Below are 17,840 nucleotides of genomic sequence, written 5' to 3' on the forward strand. Positions count from 1 at the left end.
GATGGGGAGAAATCCGTGACCCAGTCGCGCATCGAGGACATCTGGCCACTGTCGCCGCTGCAGGAGGGCCTGCTCTTCCACACCGTCTACGACGACGAGGGCCCGGACGTCTACGTGGGCCACTGGATCCTGGAGTTCTCCGGGCCGATGGACCCGGACCGGATGCGCGCCGCCTGGTCGGCGCTGCTGACCCGGCACGCCGCGCTGCGCGCCTGCTTCCGCCGGCGGCGGACCGGCGAGGCGGTGCAGGTCGTCGCCGCCGACGTGGAGCTGCCGTGGCGCGAGGCCGACCTGAGTCACAGCGACGACCCGGCCGCGGCGGTCCGGGAACTGGCCGAGGAGGACCGGCTGGCCCGGTTCGACGTGACCCGGGCGCCGTTGCTGCGGTTGACCCTGATCCGCCTCGCCGAGGACGACCACCGCCTGGTGCTGACCTGCCACCACGCGATCCTGGACGGCTGGTCGCTGCCGCTGGTGCTGGACGAGGTGTCCGCGCTGTACGCGGGCGACACCGTGCTGCCCGAGGTGACGCCCTACCGGGAGTACCTCGCCTGGCTGGGCCGGCAGGACCGGGACCGGGCGCTGGCCGCCTGGACGGCCGAGCTGTCCGGCGCCGGCGAGCCGACGCTGGTCGCGCCGGCCGATCCGGGGCGCGCCCCCGGTGTGCCGGAGAGCGTCACCGCCGAGCTGCCGCCGGACCTCACCCGGGCCCTGGACGAGCGGGCCCGTGCCCGCGGGCTGACGCTGAACACGGTGCTGCAGGGCGCCTGGGCGCTGGTGCTGTCCCGGCTGGCCGGGCGGACCGACGTGGTGTTCGGCGCGACCGTGTCGGCCCGCCCGGCCGATCTGCCCGGCGTGGAGGGCATGGTCGGCCTCTTCCTCACCACCGTGCCGGTCCGGGTCCGCCTGGACGGCGCCACCCCGGTCCACGAGCTGCTGACCGGGCTGCAGAGCCGGCAGTCGGCGCTGATCCCGGAGCAGTTCGCCGGCCTGGCCGCGATCCAGAAGGCGGCCGGCCCGGGCGCGGTCTTCGACACCCTGCTGGTCTACGAGAACACGCCCCGGGTCGCCGCCGGGTCCGGCATCCGGGTGCACCAGGGCCGGGAGGCCGCCCACTATCCGCTCACCCTGGTCGCGGTGCCCGGCGAGTCGATGCTGCTCAAGCTCGATCACCTGCCCGGGCTCGTCGACGCGGACCGGGCGCGCGCGATCCTCGGACAGCTCACCCTGGTCCTGCGGCAGATGGCGGACTCCGCGGAGATCACCGTCGGCAAGATCAAGATCTGGGAGGACCTTTCCGGGGGTACGCCTGCCGTCGCGGCGCCGTCCGTCCCGGCTCTGGAGCTCTTCGCCCGTCAGGTGGCCGCCCACCCGGACGCCGAGGCGGTGGCCGGGGCCGGCGGCGTCCGGACCTACGCCCGGCTCGACGCGGACGCGAACCGGCTGGCCGGCCACCTGAGCCGGCACGGGGTCCGGTGCGGTGACCGGGTGGCGGTGCTGATGGACCGCTCACCCGACCTGATCACCACCCTGCTCGCCGTCTGGCGGGCCGGCGCGGCGTTCGTCCCGGTGGACCCGGCCTACCCGGCCGAGCGGGTGGCGCTGATGCTGGCCGACGCCGCGCCGGTCGCCACGGTGTGCACGAGCGCGTACCGGGACGCCGCGCCCGGCGCCATCGTGCTGGACGATCCGGCGACCCGGGAGGCGGTGGCCGGCGGCGACCCGCTGACCGTCCCGGCCGGCGCCGGCGATCTCGCCTACGTGATGTACACGTCCGGCTCGACGGGCGTGCCCAAGGGCGTCGCGGTGACACACGGCGACGTCGCGGCGCTGGCCGGCGAGCCCGGCTGGGGGATCGGACCGGGCGACACCGTGCTGATGCACGCCTCGTACGCCTTCGACATCGCGCTCTTCGAGATCTGGGTGCCGCTGCTCTCCGGTGCCCGGGTGTGGATCGCCGGCCCGGGCGTGGTGGACGGCGAGGCCCTGGCCGGGTACGTGGCCGCGGGCGTGACCGCCGCGCACCTGACCGCCGGCGCCTTCCGGGTGCTGGCCGAGGAGTCACCGGAATCGGTCGCCGGCCTGCGCGAGGTGCTGACCGGCGGCGATGCGGTGCCGCTCGCCGCGGTACGGCGGGTCCGCCGGGCCGCCCCGGAGGTCCGGATCCGGCACCTGTACGGGCCGACCGAGGCCACTCTCTGCGCCACCTGGCACCTGATCGAGCCCGGGGCGGCGGCCGGTGACGTGCTGCCGATCGGCACACCGCTGGCCGGGCGGCGGGCGTACGTGCTCGATGCGTTCCTGCAGCCGGTGCCGCCCGGGACCACCGGGGAGCTGTACCTGGCCGGGGCCGGGATCGCCCGCGGCTATCTGGGCCGGCCCGATCTGACAGCTGAGCGGTTCGTGGCCGACCCGTCCGCGTCCGGGCAGCGGATGTACCGGACCGGCGACCTCGCGTACCGGACCGCCGAGGGCGCGCTGGTGTTCGCCGGGCGGGCCGACGGCCAGGTGAAGATCCGTGGCTACCGGGTGGAGCCGGGTGAGGTCGAGGCGGCGCTGACCGCGCAGCCGGAGGTGGACGAGGCCGTGGTGGTGGCCCGTGACGGCCGCCTGATCGGGTACGTGGTGACCGGCGCCGACCCCACCCTGATCCGGGACCGGCTGGCGGCGACGCTGCCCGAGTTCATGGTCCCGGCGGTGATCCGGCCACTGGAGTCCCTGCCGCTCACCGTCAACGGCAAGGTGGACCGGGCCGCCCTGCCCGATCCGGACTTCACCCCGGCAGGACCGGGCCGTGCCCCGGCCACCCCGGCCGAGCAGCTCCTCTGCACGGTGTTCGCCGAGGTGCTGGGCCTGGAGCGGGTCGGCGTCGAGGACGGCTTCTTCGCGCTCGGCGGCGACTCGATCACGTCGATGCAGGTGGCCGCCCGGGCCCGCCGGGCCGGCCTCCCGCTGACGCCCCGGCAGGTGTTCGAGCACCGTACGCCGGAACGCCTGGCCGCCCTGGCACCGGACACGCTCACCACGGACCGGCCGGCCCGCGACGGCCGGGGGGAGGTCCCGTGGACGCCGGTGATGCTGGCCCTCGGCGACGCCGCGGCACGTCCCGGCTTCGCCCAGGCGCGGGTCGTCGTCACCCCGGCCGGCTTCGACACCGGCCTGCTGACCGGCGCCCTGCGAGCGGTGCTCGACACCCACGACGTACTGCGCGCCCGGGTGGCCTCCACCGGCACGCTGACCGTGCCCGGCCCGGGCACGGTGGACGCCGCCGGCCTGATCACCCGGGTGCCGGCCGGGACCGGGGACCTCGACGACGCCGCCCACCAGCAGGCCGCGGCGGCGACCGGCACGCTCGACCCGGCGGCCGGGACGATGCTGCGCGCGGTGTGGATCGACGCCGGCGACGGCGTGCCCGGCCGGCTGGCCCTGGTGGCGCACCATCTGGTGGTCGACGCGGTCTCCTGGAGCATCCTGCTGCCGGACCTGCGGGCGGCGTACGACGCGCTGGCCTCCGGCCGGGCCCCGGAGCTGGAGCCGGTGGCGACCTCGTTCCGCGGGTGGGCCCGGCAGCTCGTCGACCAGGCGCACGACAGCAGCACCGTGGCCGAGATCGATCACTGGATCGCGGTGCTGGACGGTGCCGCCGCCGAACCGCTCGGCGAGCATGCCGGACAGGCACACACCTGGTCCGCGACCCTGTCCGGGCCGGCGGCCCGCGACCTGCTCGCCCGGGCGCCGGCCGCCTTCCACTGCGGCATCCCGGAGGTGCTGCTGGCCGGCCTGGCCGCGGCGGTGACCCACTGGCGCGGCGACGACACGGCCGTGCTGGTCGACGTCGAGGGCCACGGGCGGCACGCCGCCGGTGGCGAGGATCTGCTGCGTACCGTCGGATGGTTCACCAGCGTCCACCCGGTCCGCCTGGACGTCGCCGGCATCGACCCGGCTGCCGACCCCGGCGAGCTGCTCAGGACGGTGAAGGAGCAGGTCCGGGCCACGCCCGGCGACGGGCTCGGCTACGGGCTGCTGCGCCATCTCAACCCGGAGACCGGCGCCCGGCTGGCCGCGCTGCCGGTCCCGCGGATCGGGTTCAACTACCTCGGCCGGTCCGCCGTCCCGGACGACGTCACCGAGTGGCAGGTCCGTGAGGGCGCGCCCGGTGCCGGGCCGGACCCGGACCCGGCCCACCCCCTGGAGGCCGGGGCCGACGTCCAGGACACCCCGGACGGCCCCCGGCTGCGTCTCACGCTGAACGGCCGGGACCTCGCCCCGGTCACCGTGGAACTGCTCGGACAGGCCTGGCTGGAGATGCTGACCGGCCTGGCCGGGCACGCCGCCACGCCGGGCGCGGGCGGGCACACCCCGTCCGACTTCCCGCTGGCCACGGTGAGCCGGCGCGACGTGGCCGAGCTGACCGCCGCCGCTCCCGGACTGACCGACATCTGGCCGTTGTCCCCGCTGCAGGCCGGCATGCTCTTCGAACGCTCCCTCGACGAGGACGGCGCCGACGTCTACCAGAGCCAGCGGATCCTCGACCTGGACGGGCCGCTCGACGCGGACCGGCTGCGCGCCGCGTGGACCGTGCTGCTCGCCCGGCACGAGTCGCTGCGGGCCGCGTTCCACCGGCGGGAGACCGGCGAGACCGTCCAGGTGATCGTGGCCGGGGTGGAGGTCCCCTGGCGGATGGTGGACGCCGCGGCGGCCGGCGAGGCGGAGGTGGAACGCCTCCTCGCCGAGGACCGGGCGACCCGGTTCGACGTCACCACCGCGCCGCTGATCCGGCTGCTCCTGATCCGTCTCGCCGACGACCGGCACCGGCTCGTGGTCACCTCGCACCACGTCGTCCTGGACGGCTGGTCGACGCCGGTCCTGCTGGGCGAGATGTCGGCCGCGTACGCGGGTGACCCGCTCCGGTCCGCGGCCCCCTCCTACCGCGACTACCTGGCCTGGCTGAGCCGTCAGGACCGGGAGGCGACCCGGGCGGCCTGGCGCGCCGAACTGGCCGGCGCCGACGAGCCGACCCTGGTGGACGCGGGCGCCGCCGCCACACCGGGCCTGCCGCAGGAGTACGCCGCCCGGCTCACCGAGGAGGAGACCGGCGACCTCACCGGATTCGCCCGGGCACACGGGCTGACGCTGAGCACCGTCGTGCAGGGCGCCTGGGCGCTGGTGCTGGCCCGGCTGGCCGCCCGGACCGACGTGGTGTTCGGCACGGTGGTGTCCGGCCGCCCGGCCGAGGTGCCGGACGTCGAGCGGACCGTCGGCATGTTCATCAACACCGTCCCGGTCCGGGTCCGCCTGGACGGCGGCCGGACGGTGCTGGACCTGCTCACCGACCTGCAGAGCCGTCAGTCCGCGCTGATCGGGCACCAGCACCTGGGCCTGCCGGAGATCCAGCGGGCGGCCGGCCCGGGCGCGACCTTCGACACCATCGTGATGGTCGAGAACTACCCGATGGAGGCGACCGGGCTCGGCGCCGAGGGCGGCGTCGTGATCAGCGGGGTCAGTACCCGGACCGGCACCGGCTACCCGCTGACGATGAGCGTCAGCCCCGGCCGGCGGCTGGGGATCCGGGTCTCCTACCGGCCGGACCGGATCGCCGCGGAGACGGCCGCCGAGGTCGCCCGGCAGGTGCTGCGGGTGCTGACCCGCGTGGTGGCGGAACCGTCGCTGCCGGTCGGCCGGCTGGCGGTGACCGGCGCGACCGCGCTTGCCCTGACCGGCCCGGCTGCGCCGGCCGGTGACCCCTCGGTGGTGACCGCCGTCCGGCAACGGGCGCGGACCGCCCCGGACGCGGTCGCTGTCGCCGACGGAGACCGCACCCTGACCTACGCCGACCTGGACCGGGAATCGGACCGCCTGGCCGGGCGGCTGGCCGGCGCGGGCGTCCGGCGCGGCGACCACGTCGGCGTGGTGATGCGCCGCGGCGCGGACCTGATCGTCGCGTTCCTCGCGGCCTGGAAGGCGAACGCGGCCTACGTGCCGGTCAACCTGGACCACCCCGCCGACCGGATCACGGCGACGCTGACCGGCGCCGGCGTCACGGTGGCGCTCTGCTCGGCGGCGACAGCCGACGCGGTGCCGGCCGGGATCACACCTGTCACCACTGACCGGAGCACGCTGGTCCCCGCCGACCGGATCACGCCGGTTCCCGCGGACCGGATCACGCCGGTTCCCGCGGACCGGATCACGCCGGTTCCCGCCGACGAACCGGCGTCCTTCCCGGTGCCGGAGTTCACCGCCGGAGCGCACGACACCGCGTACGTGATGTTCACGTCCGGGTCCACCGGCACGCCGAAGGGCATCGCGGTGCCGCACCGCAGCGTGGCGGCGCTGGCCGGCGACCCGGGCTGGGCGCTCGCCCCCGACGACGTGGTGCTGATGCACGCCGCGCACGCCTTCGACGCGTCCCTCTTCGAGATCTGGGCGCCGCTGGTGGCCGGCGCCCGGGTGCGGATCGCCGCGCCGGGCGCCGTCGACGCCGAACGGCTGCGCGACGCGATCGGGAACGGCGTGACCACCGCTCACCTGACCGCCGGGGCCTTCCGGGCGCTCGCGGCGGCCGCGCCGGAGGTGTTCCGCGGCCTGCGCGAGGTGCTGACCGGTGGGGACGAGGTGCCGGCGGCCGCCGTCGCCCAGGTCCGCGCGGCCTGCCCCGAGGTGCGGATCCGGCACCTGTACGGGCCGACCGAGGCCACTCTCTGCGCCACCTGGCACCTGGTCGAGCCCGGGGCGGCGACCGGTGACGTGCTGCCGATCGGCACGCCGCTGGCCGGGCGGCGGGCGTACCTGCTCGATGCGTTCCTGCAGCCGGTGGCCCCGGGCGTGACCGGTGAGCTGTACCTCGCCGGAGCCGGCCTGGCGCACGGCTACACCGGTGCTCCCGGCGCGACGGCCGAGCGGTTCGTCGCCGACCCGTCCGTGCCCGGGCAGCGGATGTACCGGACCGGCGACCTGGCCCGCCGGTCCGCCGCCGGGGAGTTGCTGTTCGCCGGGCGGGCCGACGGCCAGGTGAAGATCCGTGGCTACCGGGTGGAGCCGGGTGAGGTCGAGGCGGCGCTGACCGCGCAGCCGGAGGTGACCGAGGCCGTGGTGGTGGCCCGTGACGGCCGCCTGATCGGGTACGTGGTGACCGGTGCGGACCCGGCCCTGATCCGGGAGCGACTGGGCATGGTGCTGCCGGAGTACATGGTCCCGGCCGTGCTGGTCACCCTGGACGCGCTGCCACTGACGGTGAACGGCAAGGTCGACCGGGCCGCCCTGCCCGCCCCGGAGGCCACCGCGACCACGGCCGGCCGTGCCCCGCGGACCGACGGCGAACGGGTTCTCTGCGACCTGTTCGCCGAGGTGCTCGGCCTGGAGCGGGTCGGCGCCGAGGACAGCTTCCTGGAGCTGGGCGGCGACTCCATCCTGTCGATGCAGCTGGCCGCCCGGGCCCGCCGGGAGGGTGTGGTCTTCGGCACGAAGGACGTCTTCGAACAGCGCACCCCGGCCGGTCTCGCGGCCGTCGCCGAGCGGAGCGGCCCGGTACGGTCCGGACCGGACGACGGGACCGGCGAGGTCCCGTGGACGCCGGTGACCCGGGCGCTGCTCGACGGCGGACCCGGCGCGGTGACCAGGCCCGGCCCGGCCCAGTGGATGACGGTGGCCGCGCCGGCGGGCCTCGCCCCGGAGACGCTGGCGGCGGCGCTGGGCGCGGTGATCGACACCCACGACATGCTGCGCGCCCGGGTCGACCTGGACGGCGACGAGCCCCGGCTGGTGGTGCCCGGGCGGGGCGTCCGGCCCGCCGGCCTGCTCGACCGGGTCGAGGCGCCCGCGGACGAGGCGGACCGCTGGGCGGCGGAGGCCGCCGGGAAGCTGGATCCGGCGGCCGGCGTGATGATCCGGATGGTGTGGCTGGACGCCGGCCCGGGACGGGACGGCCGGCTGGTGATCGTCGCCCATCACCTGGTGGTCGACGCGGTGTCCTGGCGGATCCTGCTGCCCGACCTGCGGACGGCGTACGAGGCGCTGGCCGCCGGCCGGGACCCGGAGCTCGATCCGCCGGACGTCTCCTTCCGGCGCTGGGCCCGGACCCTCGCGGTGCAGGCCGCGGCCCGTACCGCCGAACTGGGCGAGTGGACCGCGGTCCTGGACCGGGACGCCCCGCGCTGGGGTGCGCTGGACCCGGCCCGGGACACCATCGCCACCGCAGGGCGCCGTTCCTGGACCGTGCCGCCGGAGCAGGCGGCCGTCCTGGTGGAGAAGGCCACCACGGCCTTCCACTGCGGCGTGCACGAGGTGCTGCTGGCGGGCCTGGCCGGCGCGCTCGGCGGCCCGGCGGTCGTGGTCGACGTCGAGGGCCACGGCCGGCAGACCCTGGACGGGCTGGACCCGTCCCGGACCATCGGCTGGTTCACCGACGTACGCCCGGCCCGCCTGGACGGCGACGGCTCACCCGGCCGGCTGCTGACGGCGGCCAAGGAGAGCCTGCGGGCGGCGCCGGACGGCGGCCTCGGCTACGGGATGCTGCGGCACCTCGACGCCGGGACCGGGCCGGTGCTGGCGGCGCTCCCCGCCCCGGAGATCGGCTTCAACTACCTGGGCCGGTTCAGCGCCCGGCCGGCCGCTGACGTGACGCCCTGGCAGGCGATCGGGAGCATCGGCGGCGCCGCGGACCCGGACACCCCGCTGCGGCACGTGGTGGAGATCGACGCGGTCGTCCTGGACACCGCCGACGGCCCCCGGCTCGACCTGACCGTCACCTGGGCCGGACGGATCCTCACCACGGCGCGGGCGGAGGCGCTCGGGACGGCCTGGCTGACCGCGCTGGCCCGGCTGGCCACACACGCCGGCGCCCCGGGCGCGGGCGGGCACACGCCGTCCGACTTCCCGTCGATCGCGCTGACCCAGCCGGAGATCGAGCAGATCGAGGCCGCGGTGCCCGGCCTGGCCGACGTCTGGCCGCTCTCGCCGCTGCAGGAGGGCCTGCTGTTCCACGCCGCCGACGAGCGTGGACCGGACGTGTACGCGGGCATGCGCACCATCGCCCTGGACGGACCACTGGACGTGGCCCGCCTGCGCGCCTCCTGGCAGACCGTCGTCGACCGGCATCCGGCGCTGCGGGCGAGCTTCCACCAGCTGGAGTCGGGCACCGCCGTGCAGGCGATCGCCGGCCGGGTGGCACTGCCCTGGCAGGAGACCGACCTGTCGCACCTGCCCGAGGAGCAGGCGCTGGCCGCGTTCGACAGGCTCGCGGCGGAGCTGCACGACGAACGGTTCGACCTGACCCGGGGCCCGCTGGTCCGCCTGCACCTGGCCCGGATCGGCGACCGCAGCCACCGGCTGGCCTTCGCCTCGCACCACATCTCCTGCGACGGGTGGTCGCTGCCGGTGGTGACCGCCGAGGTGCTGGCGGCCTACCACGCCGGCGGCCACGGCCGGGACCTGCCGGCGCCGGCCTCCTACCGGGACTACCTCACCTGGCTCGCCCGCCAGGACAAGGAGGGCGCACACCGGGCGTGGGCGGCCGCGCTGGCCGGGCTCGACGAGGCGACCCACGTGGTGCCGCCGGACGCGATCACCACACCGCTCGCGCCGGACCGGCTGCGGTTCGCCCTGGACGAGGACCTCAGCCGGCGTCTGGCCGCGTTCACCCGCGGGCACGGCGTCACGATGAACACCCTGTTCCAGGGGATCTGGGCGCTGCTGCTGGCCCGGCTGACCGGCCGCCACGACGTGGTGTTCGGCACCGCGGTGGCCGGCCGCCCGCCGGAGATCCCCGGCGTCGGCTCGGTGGTCGGCCTGTTCATGAACACCCTGCCGGTCCGGGTCACGCTGGACGGCGGCGAACCGTTCCTGGACATGCTGGCCGGTCTGCAACGCCGCCAGGTCACGATGATGGCCCACCAGCACCTCGGGTTGAGCGAGATCACCCAGGTGGCCGGTCCCGGCGCGGCGTTCGACACCATCGTGGTGTTCGAGAACTACCCCCGCCCGCCGGAGTCGCCGCAGGGCCCGGACACGCTGGTGATGCGGCCGGCGGGCATCCCGGACGACAGCGGGCACTACCCGGTGTCGCTGCGGGCGTCCGAGGACGGCGGCGTCCACGGCGAACTGATCTTCCGGCCGGACGTCTTCGACAGCGGACGCGTGGCGGCGATGCACGCGGCGATCGTCGCCGCCCTGGAACAGGTGGTGGCCGACCCGGCGATCCCGGTCGGGCGGATCGGCATGATCGGCACGGCGGACCGGGAACGGGTGGTCCACACCTGGAACCGGACCGGCACGGCGTACACCCCGGAGCCGTTGCCGGTGCTGTTCCGCCGGCAGGTGGACCGAACCCCGGACGCCCCGGCGGTCACCGACGACGCCCGGAGCCTGACCTTCGGCGAGCTACGCGACGAGGCGGAGGCCCTGGCCCGGCGGCTGGTGAGCGCCGGCGTCCGGCGGGAGAACCGGGTGGCCGTGCTGGTGGAACGGTCGGCGGAGCTGGTGGTGGCCCTGCTCGGGGTGTCGCTGGCGGGCGGGGTCTTCGTCCCGATCGACCCGGACTACCCCGGCGAGCGGATCGCCCTGATGCTGGCCGACGCCGGACCGCAGGCTCTGGTGTGCACGGCGCGGACCCGGGTGGACTTCGCCGGCCCGGTGCTGACCCCGCCCGCCCGCCCCGGTGTGTTGAGTTCGGGCGCTGAGGGCGCCGCTATTCAACACGCTTCTTCGGGTGTGTTGAGTTCGGGCGCTGAGGGCGCCGCTATTCAACACACCTCCTCGGGTGTGTTGAGTTCGGGCGCTGAGGGCGCCGCTATTCAACACGCTTCTTCGGGTGTGTTGAGTTCGGGCGCTCAGAGCGCCGCAAGTCAACACACCCCGGATGTGGGGCTGCCCCGGGTGGCGGCCGGCGACGGCGCGTACGTGATCTACACGTCCGGGTCGACCGGCGTCCCCAAGGGTGTCCTGGTCACCCACGCGGGTCTGGGCAACCTGGCGAGCGCCCAGATCGAGCGTTTCCAGGTGACACCGGGTTCGCGGGTGCTGCAGTTCGCCGCGCTCGGGTTCGACGCCGCGATCTCCGAGGTGTGCATGGCGCTGCTCTCCGGCAGCACGATCGTGCTGGCCGGCCCGGCGACCATGCCGCCCCGGGTGTCGCTGGGCGACGCGTTGCGCCGGTGGGACATCACCCACGTGACCGTGCCGCCCAGCGTGCTGGCCGTCGAGGACGAACTGCCGGACCACCTGAGGACGCTGATCGTGGCCGGTGAGGCGTGCCCGCCCGCGCTGGCGGACCGCTGGGCCGGGACCCGCCACATGATCAACGGGTACGGCCCGACCGAGACGACGGTCTGCGCGACGATGAGCGCGCCCCTGGCCCCGGGACGCGACGCCGTGCCGATCGGCGGCCCGATCCGCAACATGCGGGCGTACGTGCTGGACGACTTCCTCCAGCCGGTCCCGCCGGGCACCGCCGGCGAGCTGTACGTCGCCGGCGCCGGCCTGGCCCGCGGCTATCTCGGCCGGCCCGGCCTGACCACCGAGCGGTTCGTCGCCGACCCGTACACCGCGGGAGGCCGGATGTACCGTACCGGGGACCGGGCCCGCTGGACCCCGGACGGCGAGCTGATCTTCGTCGGCCGGGCCGACGCCCAGGTCAAGGTCCGCGGCTACCGGATCGAGCCGGCCGAGATCGAGGCGGTGCTGGCCGGCCACCCGGGCGTCGCGCAGGCGGTGGTCGTCGCCCGCCGGGACGGGCCGGGCGAGAAGCAGCTGGTGGCCTACGTCGTCCCGGCGGCCGGCGCCGGCGATCCCGCCGCGCTGATCGCGGACCTGCGCGAGCGGGCGGCCGCGCACCTGCCCGAGCACCTGCGGCCGGCGGCGTTCGTGCCGCTGGAGACGATGCCGCTGACCCCGAACGGCAAGGTCGACCACCGGCGGCTGCAGGCCCCCGACCACGCCGGGGCGTCGTCCGGCCGGGACCCGCGGACCGCCCTGGAGGCCCGGCTGTGCGCGCTGTTCGCCGAGGTGCTCGGCCTGGAGCAGGTGTCCGCCGAGGACAGCTTCTTCGAACTCGGCGGCGACTCGATCACCTCGATGCAGCTGTCCACCCGGGCACGCCGGGACGGACTGGAACTGACCCCGTGGCAGGTCTTCGACGAGAAGACGCCGGAACGGCTGGCGGCGCTGGTCAAGGAGCTCCCGGCCGGCGGTGCCGACCCGGTGCCGGCATCCCCGGCCGGCCCGCTCGTGGCGCTCTCGCCCGAACAGATGGACCGACTCGAGACCGGAGCAGATCGTGACCGTTGACGACAGCCGTACCAGACCCCGCTCCAGCGTGGAGGACGTCTGGCCCCTCTCGCCGCTGCAGGAGGGCATGCTCTACCACACGGCCCTGGACACCGAGGGCCCGGACACGTACACGGTGCAGTCCGTCTACGGCATCGACGGTCCGCTGGACACCGCACGGCTGCGGGCCTCCTGGCAGGCGCTGGTGGACCGGCACGCCGCGCTGCGGGCCTGCTTCCGGTACGTCAGCGGCGCCCAGATGGTGCAGGTCATCCAGCGTGACGTGACGCTGCCGTGGCGGGAGACCGACCTGTCCGGGCTGCCCGCTGACATCGCCGACGGCGAGGTGGCCCGGCTGGCCGGCGAGGAGACGGCCGAACGCCTGCGGCTGGAGTCGGCGCCGCTGATGAGACTGCACCTGATCCGGCTCGGCCCGGAGACCCACCGGCTCGTGCACACCCTGCACCACGTGCTGCTGGACGGCTGGTCCATGCCGATCCTGCACCGCGAGCTGGCCGCGATCTACGCGGCCGGCGGGGACGCGTCCGGGCTGCCGGCCCCGGTGTCGTACCGGGACTACCTGGCCTGGCTGGGCCGGCAGGACAAGGACGCCGCCCGGGCGGCCTGGCGGGACGCGCTCGCCGGGCTGGACGGCCCGACCACCGTGGCCCCGGCCGACCCGGCCCGGGTGCCGGAGATCGAGACCGCGCTGACTGAGCTGTCCCCGGAGCTGACCGAGGGACTGCACCGGCTGGCCCGCAGCCGGGACCTGACGATGAACACCGTGGTGCAGGGCGCCTGGGCGGTGGTGCTGGCGCAGCTGTCCGGGCGTACCGACGTGGTGTTCGGATCCACCTCCTCGGGCCGGCCGGCCGAGCTGGCCCGGGTGGAGGCCATGGTCGGCATGCTGCTCACCACCCTGCCGGTCCGGGTCCGGCTGGACGGCGGCCGGCGGTTCGCCGACCTGCTCGCCGACCTGCAGCGCCGGCAGTCGGCGCTCGGCGCCCACCAGCACCTCGGACTGCAGCAGGTGCAGGCCGCGGCCGGCGCCGGGGCGGTCTTCGACACCCTGGTCATCTATGAGAACTTCCCGCGGACCGGCATCGACGGATCGGCTGACGACGGCCTGGTCCTGCGCCCGGTGCAGAAGGGGCGCGACTCCTCGCACTACCCGTTCACCCTGGTCAGCGGGCCGGGGGAGCGGATGCCGCTGATCCTCTACTACGACCGGGACCTGTTCGCCGGGACGGTCGCCCGGTCGGTGCTGGAGGCGCTGACCCGCATCCTGGAGACCCTGGTCGCCGACCCGGGCGTGCCGGTCGGCCGGCTGACGCTGCTGACCGCCGCCGACCGGGCCACCGTGGTCGAGCAGTGGAACGCGACCGCCGCCCCGGTGCCGGGGGAGTCCGTGCCGGCGATGTTCCGCGAGCAGGTGGCCGCGACGCCGGACGCGGTCGCGGTCACCGACGCGAACGGCGCCGATCTCACGTACGCCCAGCTCGACCGGGCCTCGGACCGGACGGCCGGATACCTCGCGAGCCGGGGCGTCCGCCGCGGTGACCGGGTCGGGGTGGCCGTGGAACGGTCCGCCGACCTGCTGACCCTGTTCCTCGGGATCTGGAAGGCGGGCGCGGCGTACGTCCCGGTGGACGTCGCCTATCCGCCGGAACGGATCGCCTTCATCCTCGCCGATGCCGCGGTCACGACCGTCGTCTGCACCCGGGACACGGCGGAAGGGCTGCCGGAGGTTGCCTCCGTCGTCTTCCTGGACGAGGTCGAGGACCGCGGTCCGGCCCCGGAGCTCCGGCTGACCGCCGGCGACCTGGCGTACGTCATGTACACCTCGGGTTCCACCGGTGTCCCCAAGGGGGTGGCCGTCCCGCACGGTGCGGTGGCCGGACTGGCCGGCGACCCCGGCTGGCGGCTCGGCCCGGACGACGGGGTGCTGATGCATGCGACCCACGTCTTCGACCCTTCGCTGTACGAGATGTGGGTGCCGCTCGTCACCGGCGGCCGGATCCTGGTCGCCGAGCCCGGAGTGGTGGACGCCGCCGGGATCCGGCAGGCGGCGGCACGGGGCGCTACCGCCGTACACCTGACCGCCGGGACCTTCCGCGCCCTGGCCGAGGCGTCCCCGGACTGTTTCGCGGGTATCCGCGAGGTCGGGACCGGCGGTGACGTGGTCGCCGCACACACCGTGGCGAACCTGCGGGCGGCCCAGCCCGCCCTGCGGGTGCGCAACACCTACGGGCCGACCGAGACCACCCTCTGCGCGACCTGGAAGCCGATCGAACCCGGCGAGACGCTCGGGACCGAGCTGCCGATCGGCCGTCCGATGGCCAACCGGATGATCTACATCCTGGACGCGTTCCTGCGGCCGGTCGCGCCGGGTGTCGCCGGTGAGCTGTACATCGCCGGCACCGGCCTGGCCCGTGGCTACCAGTCCCGGCCGGACCAGACCGCCGAACGGTTCGTGGCCTGCCCGTTCCGTGACGGCGAACGGATGTACCGCACCGGCGACCTGGCGCGCTGGACCGCGGGCGGCGAGGTGGTGTTCCTCGGGCGCGCCGACGACCAGGTGAAGATCCGCGGCTACCGGGTGGAACTCGCCGAGGTGGAGGCGGTCCTGGCCGCCCAGCCCGGCGTCCGCGAGGCGGTCGTGGTGGCCCGTGAGCACCGTCGGGGGGAGCGGCGCCTGGTCGGCTACGTCGTCGGCGAGTCCGGCGAGGTGGACACCGAGGAGATCCGGCGGAGGATGGGCCTGGTCCTGCCCGTCTACATGGTCCCGGTGGCGATCATCGGGATGGTCAGCTTCCCACTCACCACGAACAGCAAGGTGGACCGCCGGGCGCTGCCCGACCCGGACCTCGTCGGCCGGCCGGCCGGGAAGGCGCCGGAGAGCGCCACCGAGAAGGTGCTCTGCGACCTGTACGGCGAGATCCTCGGCGTCGAGCGGGTGGGTGTCGACGACGCCTTCCACGACCTGGGCGGCAGTTCCGCGCTGGCGATGCGGCTGATCGCCCGGATCCGGGAGGAGCTCGGCGCGGACCTGCCGATCCGCCAGCTGTTCTCCTCGCCCACCCCGGCCGGTGTGGCCCGGGCACTGGCCGCCAAGTCGCGTCCCGCCCTGGAGGCGGTCACCCGGCCCGAGCGGGTGCCGCTCTCCGCCCGCCAGCTGCGTGCCTGGCTGCTGGCCCGGCCCGGGGAGGAGACCGCCGGCCGGCATCTCACGGTGGTGCTGCGCCTGCGCGGCCGGCTGGACGTTCCCGCGCTGGAGGCCGCGCTGGGTGACGTCGCGGCCCGCCACGAGATCCTGCGGACCACGTTCCCCGGTGACGCGCAGAGCGTCCACCAGCGCGTCCACGCCACCGGGACGGTCCGGTTGACCCCCGTCCCGGCCGGCGAGGAGGACCTTCCGGGGCTGCTCGCCGAACACCGGGAGCGGCTCTTCGACCTCACCCGGGATCTGCCCTGGCGCTGCGCGCTGTTCGCGACGGCCGAGCGGGAACACGTGCTGGCGGTGACGGTGCACCGGATCGCCGCCGACGACGACTCGATGGACGTGTACTTCCGGGACCTCGCGGCGGCGTACGGTGCCCGGCGCTCCGGCCGGGCCCCGGAGCGCGCCCCGCTGGCCCTGCAGTTCGCCGACTACGCGATCTGGGAGCAGCGTCTGCTCGACGGCGCCCGCGACGAGGGCAGCCTGATCAGCGACGAGTCGAGCTTCTGGCGCAACCACCTGGCCGGCATCGCCGAACAGACGGTGCTGCCGTTCGACCGTCCCCGCCCGGCCGTCCCGTCCCGCCGGGCCGGTGCGGTCGCGTTGCGCCTGGACGCCGCGGCACACGCCCGGCTGGCCGCGGCGGTGGCCGGCGCCGGCGCGGACACCGCCCAGACCCTGCAGGCCGCGCTCGCCGTGCTGCTGTCGCGGTACGGCGCCGGCGACGACCTGGTGATCGGCACGACGCTGCCCCGCGACGAGGACCTGATCGAGCTGGAACCGATGGTCGGCCCGTTCGCCCGGCCGTTCGCGGTCCGGACCGACCTGTCGGCGGACCCGACCTTCCTGGAGGTCGTGGCCCGGGTCCAGGAGGGGGTCCGGGAGGCACGCCAGCACCTGGACGTGCCGTTCGAGCGGATCCCGGAGCTGCTGGACCTGCCGGCCTCGCTCGCCCGGCACCCGGTGTTCCAGGTCGGGCTGGAGGTGGACGAACAGGACAGCGCCGCGTGGGACGCGGCGGAGCTGCCGGCGCTGCGTACCGTCACCGAGCCCGCAGCCGTCACGGCGATCGAGCTGGATCTCGCGTTCCGGCTGGTGGAATGCCGGGACGAGGACGACGAGCTGAACGGCATCGAGGGCGCGCTGCACTACGCCACCGACCTGTTCGACGAGGACACCGCCGCGGCGCTGGCCCGGCGCCTGGTCCGCGTCCTGGAACAGGTGGCGGAGGACCCCCGGCGGCGGATCGGCGACCTGGACCTGTTCCTGGACGAGACCGAACGCGGGCGCCCGGCCGTCGCGCCGGCCCGCTGGTCCTCCGGGGCGGCCCCCGCGGCCGTCACCGCACTGGCCGGGGACGGCCCGCTCGGCGCGATCCTGCTCGACGGCCGGCGGCAGCCGGTCGCCCCGGGCGTCGTCGGCGACCTCTGGATCACCGGACCGGCGGTGGAGACGGCCGAAGGCGCGACGCCCTGCCCGTTCGGGGCACCGGGACACCGGATGCTGCGGACCGGCCTGCTCGCCCGCAAGACCGCCGCCAAGTCGCTGGTCGTGGTGGGGGAGCGGCGGGACGTCGGCGCCACGGTGAAGACCGGCGACTACGAGGTGCTGCTGCCGCTGCGCACCGGCGGGGACCGTCCGCCGCTGTTCTGCGTGCACGCCAGCGGCGGACTGAGCTGGAACTACGGGCCGCTGCTCCGGCACCTGCCGGCCGACCAGCCGGTGTACGGCGTGCAGGCCCGTGGACTGGCCCGGACCGAGACCCTGGCCGCGAGCGTGGAGGAGATGGCCGCGGACTACGTCGCGCAGATCCGCGCGGTGCAGCCGTCCGGGCCGTACCACCTGCTCGGCTGGTCCCTCGGCGGCCGGATCGCCCAGGCGATGACGGTGCTGCTGGAGGCACAGGCTGAGGAGATCGGGCTGCTGGCGCTGCTCGACGCGTACCCGGTCTACATGGGCCGTAACGCGGTCGGCACGGTGACCGAGGAGGCGGCCCGGGATGAGCAGGCCCTGGAGAAGCGCAAGCAGCAGGAGCTGGAGCTGGCCGGCCAGATGGTCCAGGGCGCCGGGGCCCGGGCCCGCCTGGAGGCGGTGATGCGCAACCTCTGGAAGGTCGGCCCGGAGCACACCGCTGCCCCGTTCACCAGCGACGTGCTGCTCTTCGTGGCCACCGAGGACCGCCCGGCGCACCTGCCGGTCCCGGTGGCCATCGACACCTGGGCCGACGTCACCAGCGGCGCTGTCGAGCCGCACGAGATCCCGGCCAACCACTACGAGATGGTGCAACCCGCGGCGCTGGCCCGGATCGGGGCGGTCGTCGCCGAGAAGCTCCGGCCCCGGCCGGAGCGTCAGGAGCGATGAG

2 protein-coding genes are annotated in these 17,840 nt (G+C 75.4%); both read left to right on the plus strand.

The annotated features are described in order from the left end of the window. The first annotated feature begins 15 nt into the window (after window positions 1–15). Window positions 16–12,279 (plus strand): non-ribosomal peptide synthetase, encoded by a 12,264-nt coding sequence (locus tag WH85_RS01975; RefSeq protein ID WP_045739872.1) that lies wholly within the window; start codon window positions 16–18, stop codon window positions 12,277–12,279. Beyond that, window positions 12,269–17,839: a non-ribosomal peptide synthetase gene (locus WH85_RS01980; RefSeq protein ID WP_045739873.1), complete on the plus strand. Its 5,571-nt coding sequence runs from the start codon at window positions 12,269–12,271 to the stop codon at window positions 17,837–17,839. The genes WH85_RS01975 and WH85_RS01980 overlap by 11 nt, the downstream gene beginning before the upstream one ends. Window position 17,840: the final 1 nt, after the last annotated feature.

The organism is Actinoplanes rectilineatus (genome assembly GCF_000962825.1).
Taxonomy (GTDB): domain Bacteria; phylum Actinomycetota; class Actinomycetes; order Mycobacteriales; family Micromonosporaceae; genus Actinoplanes; species Actinoplanes rectilineatus.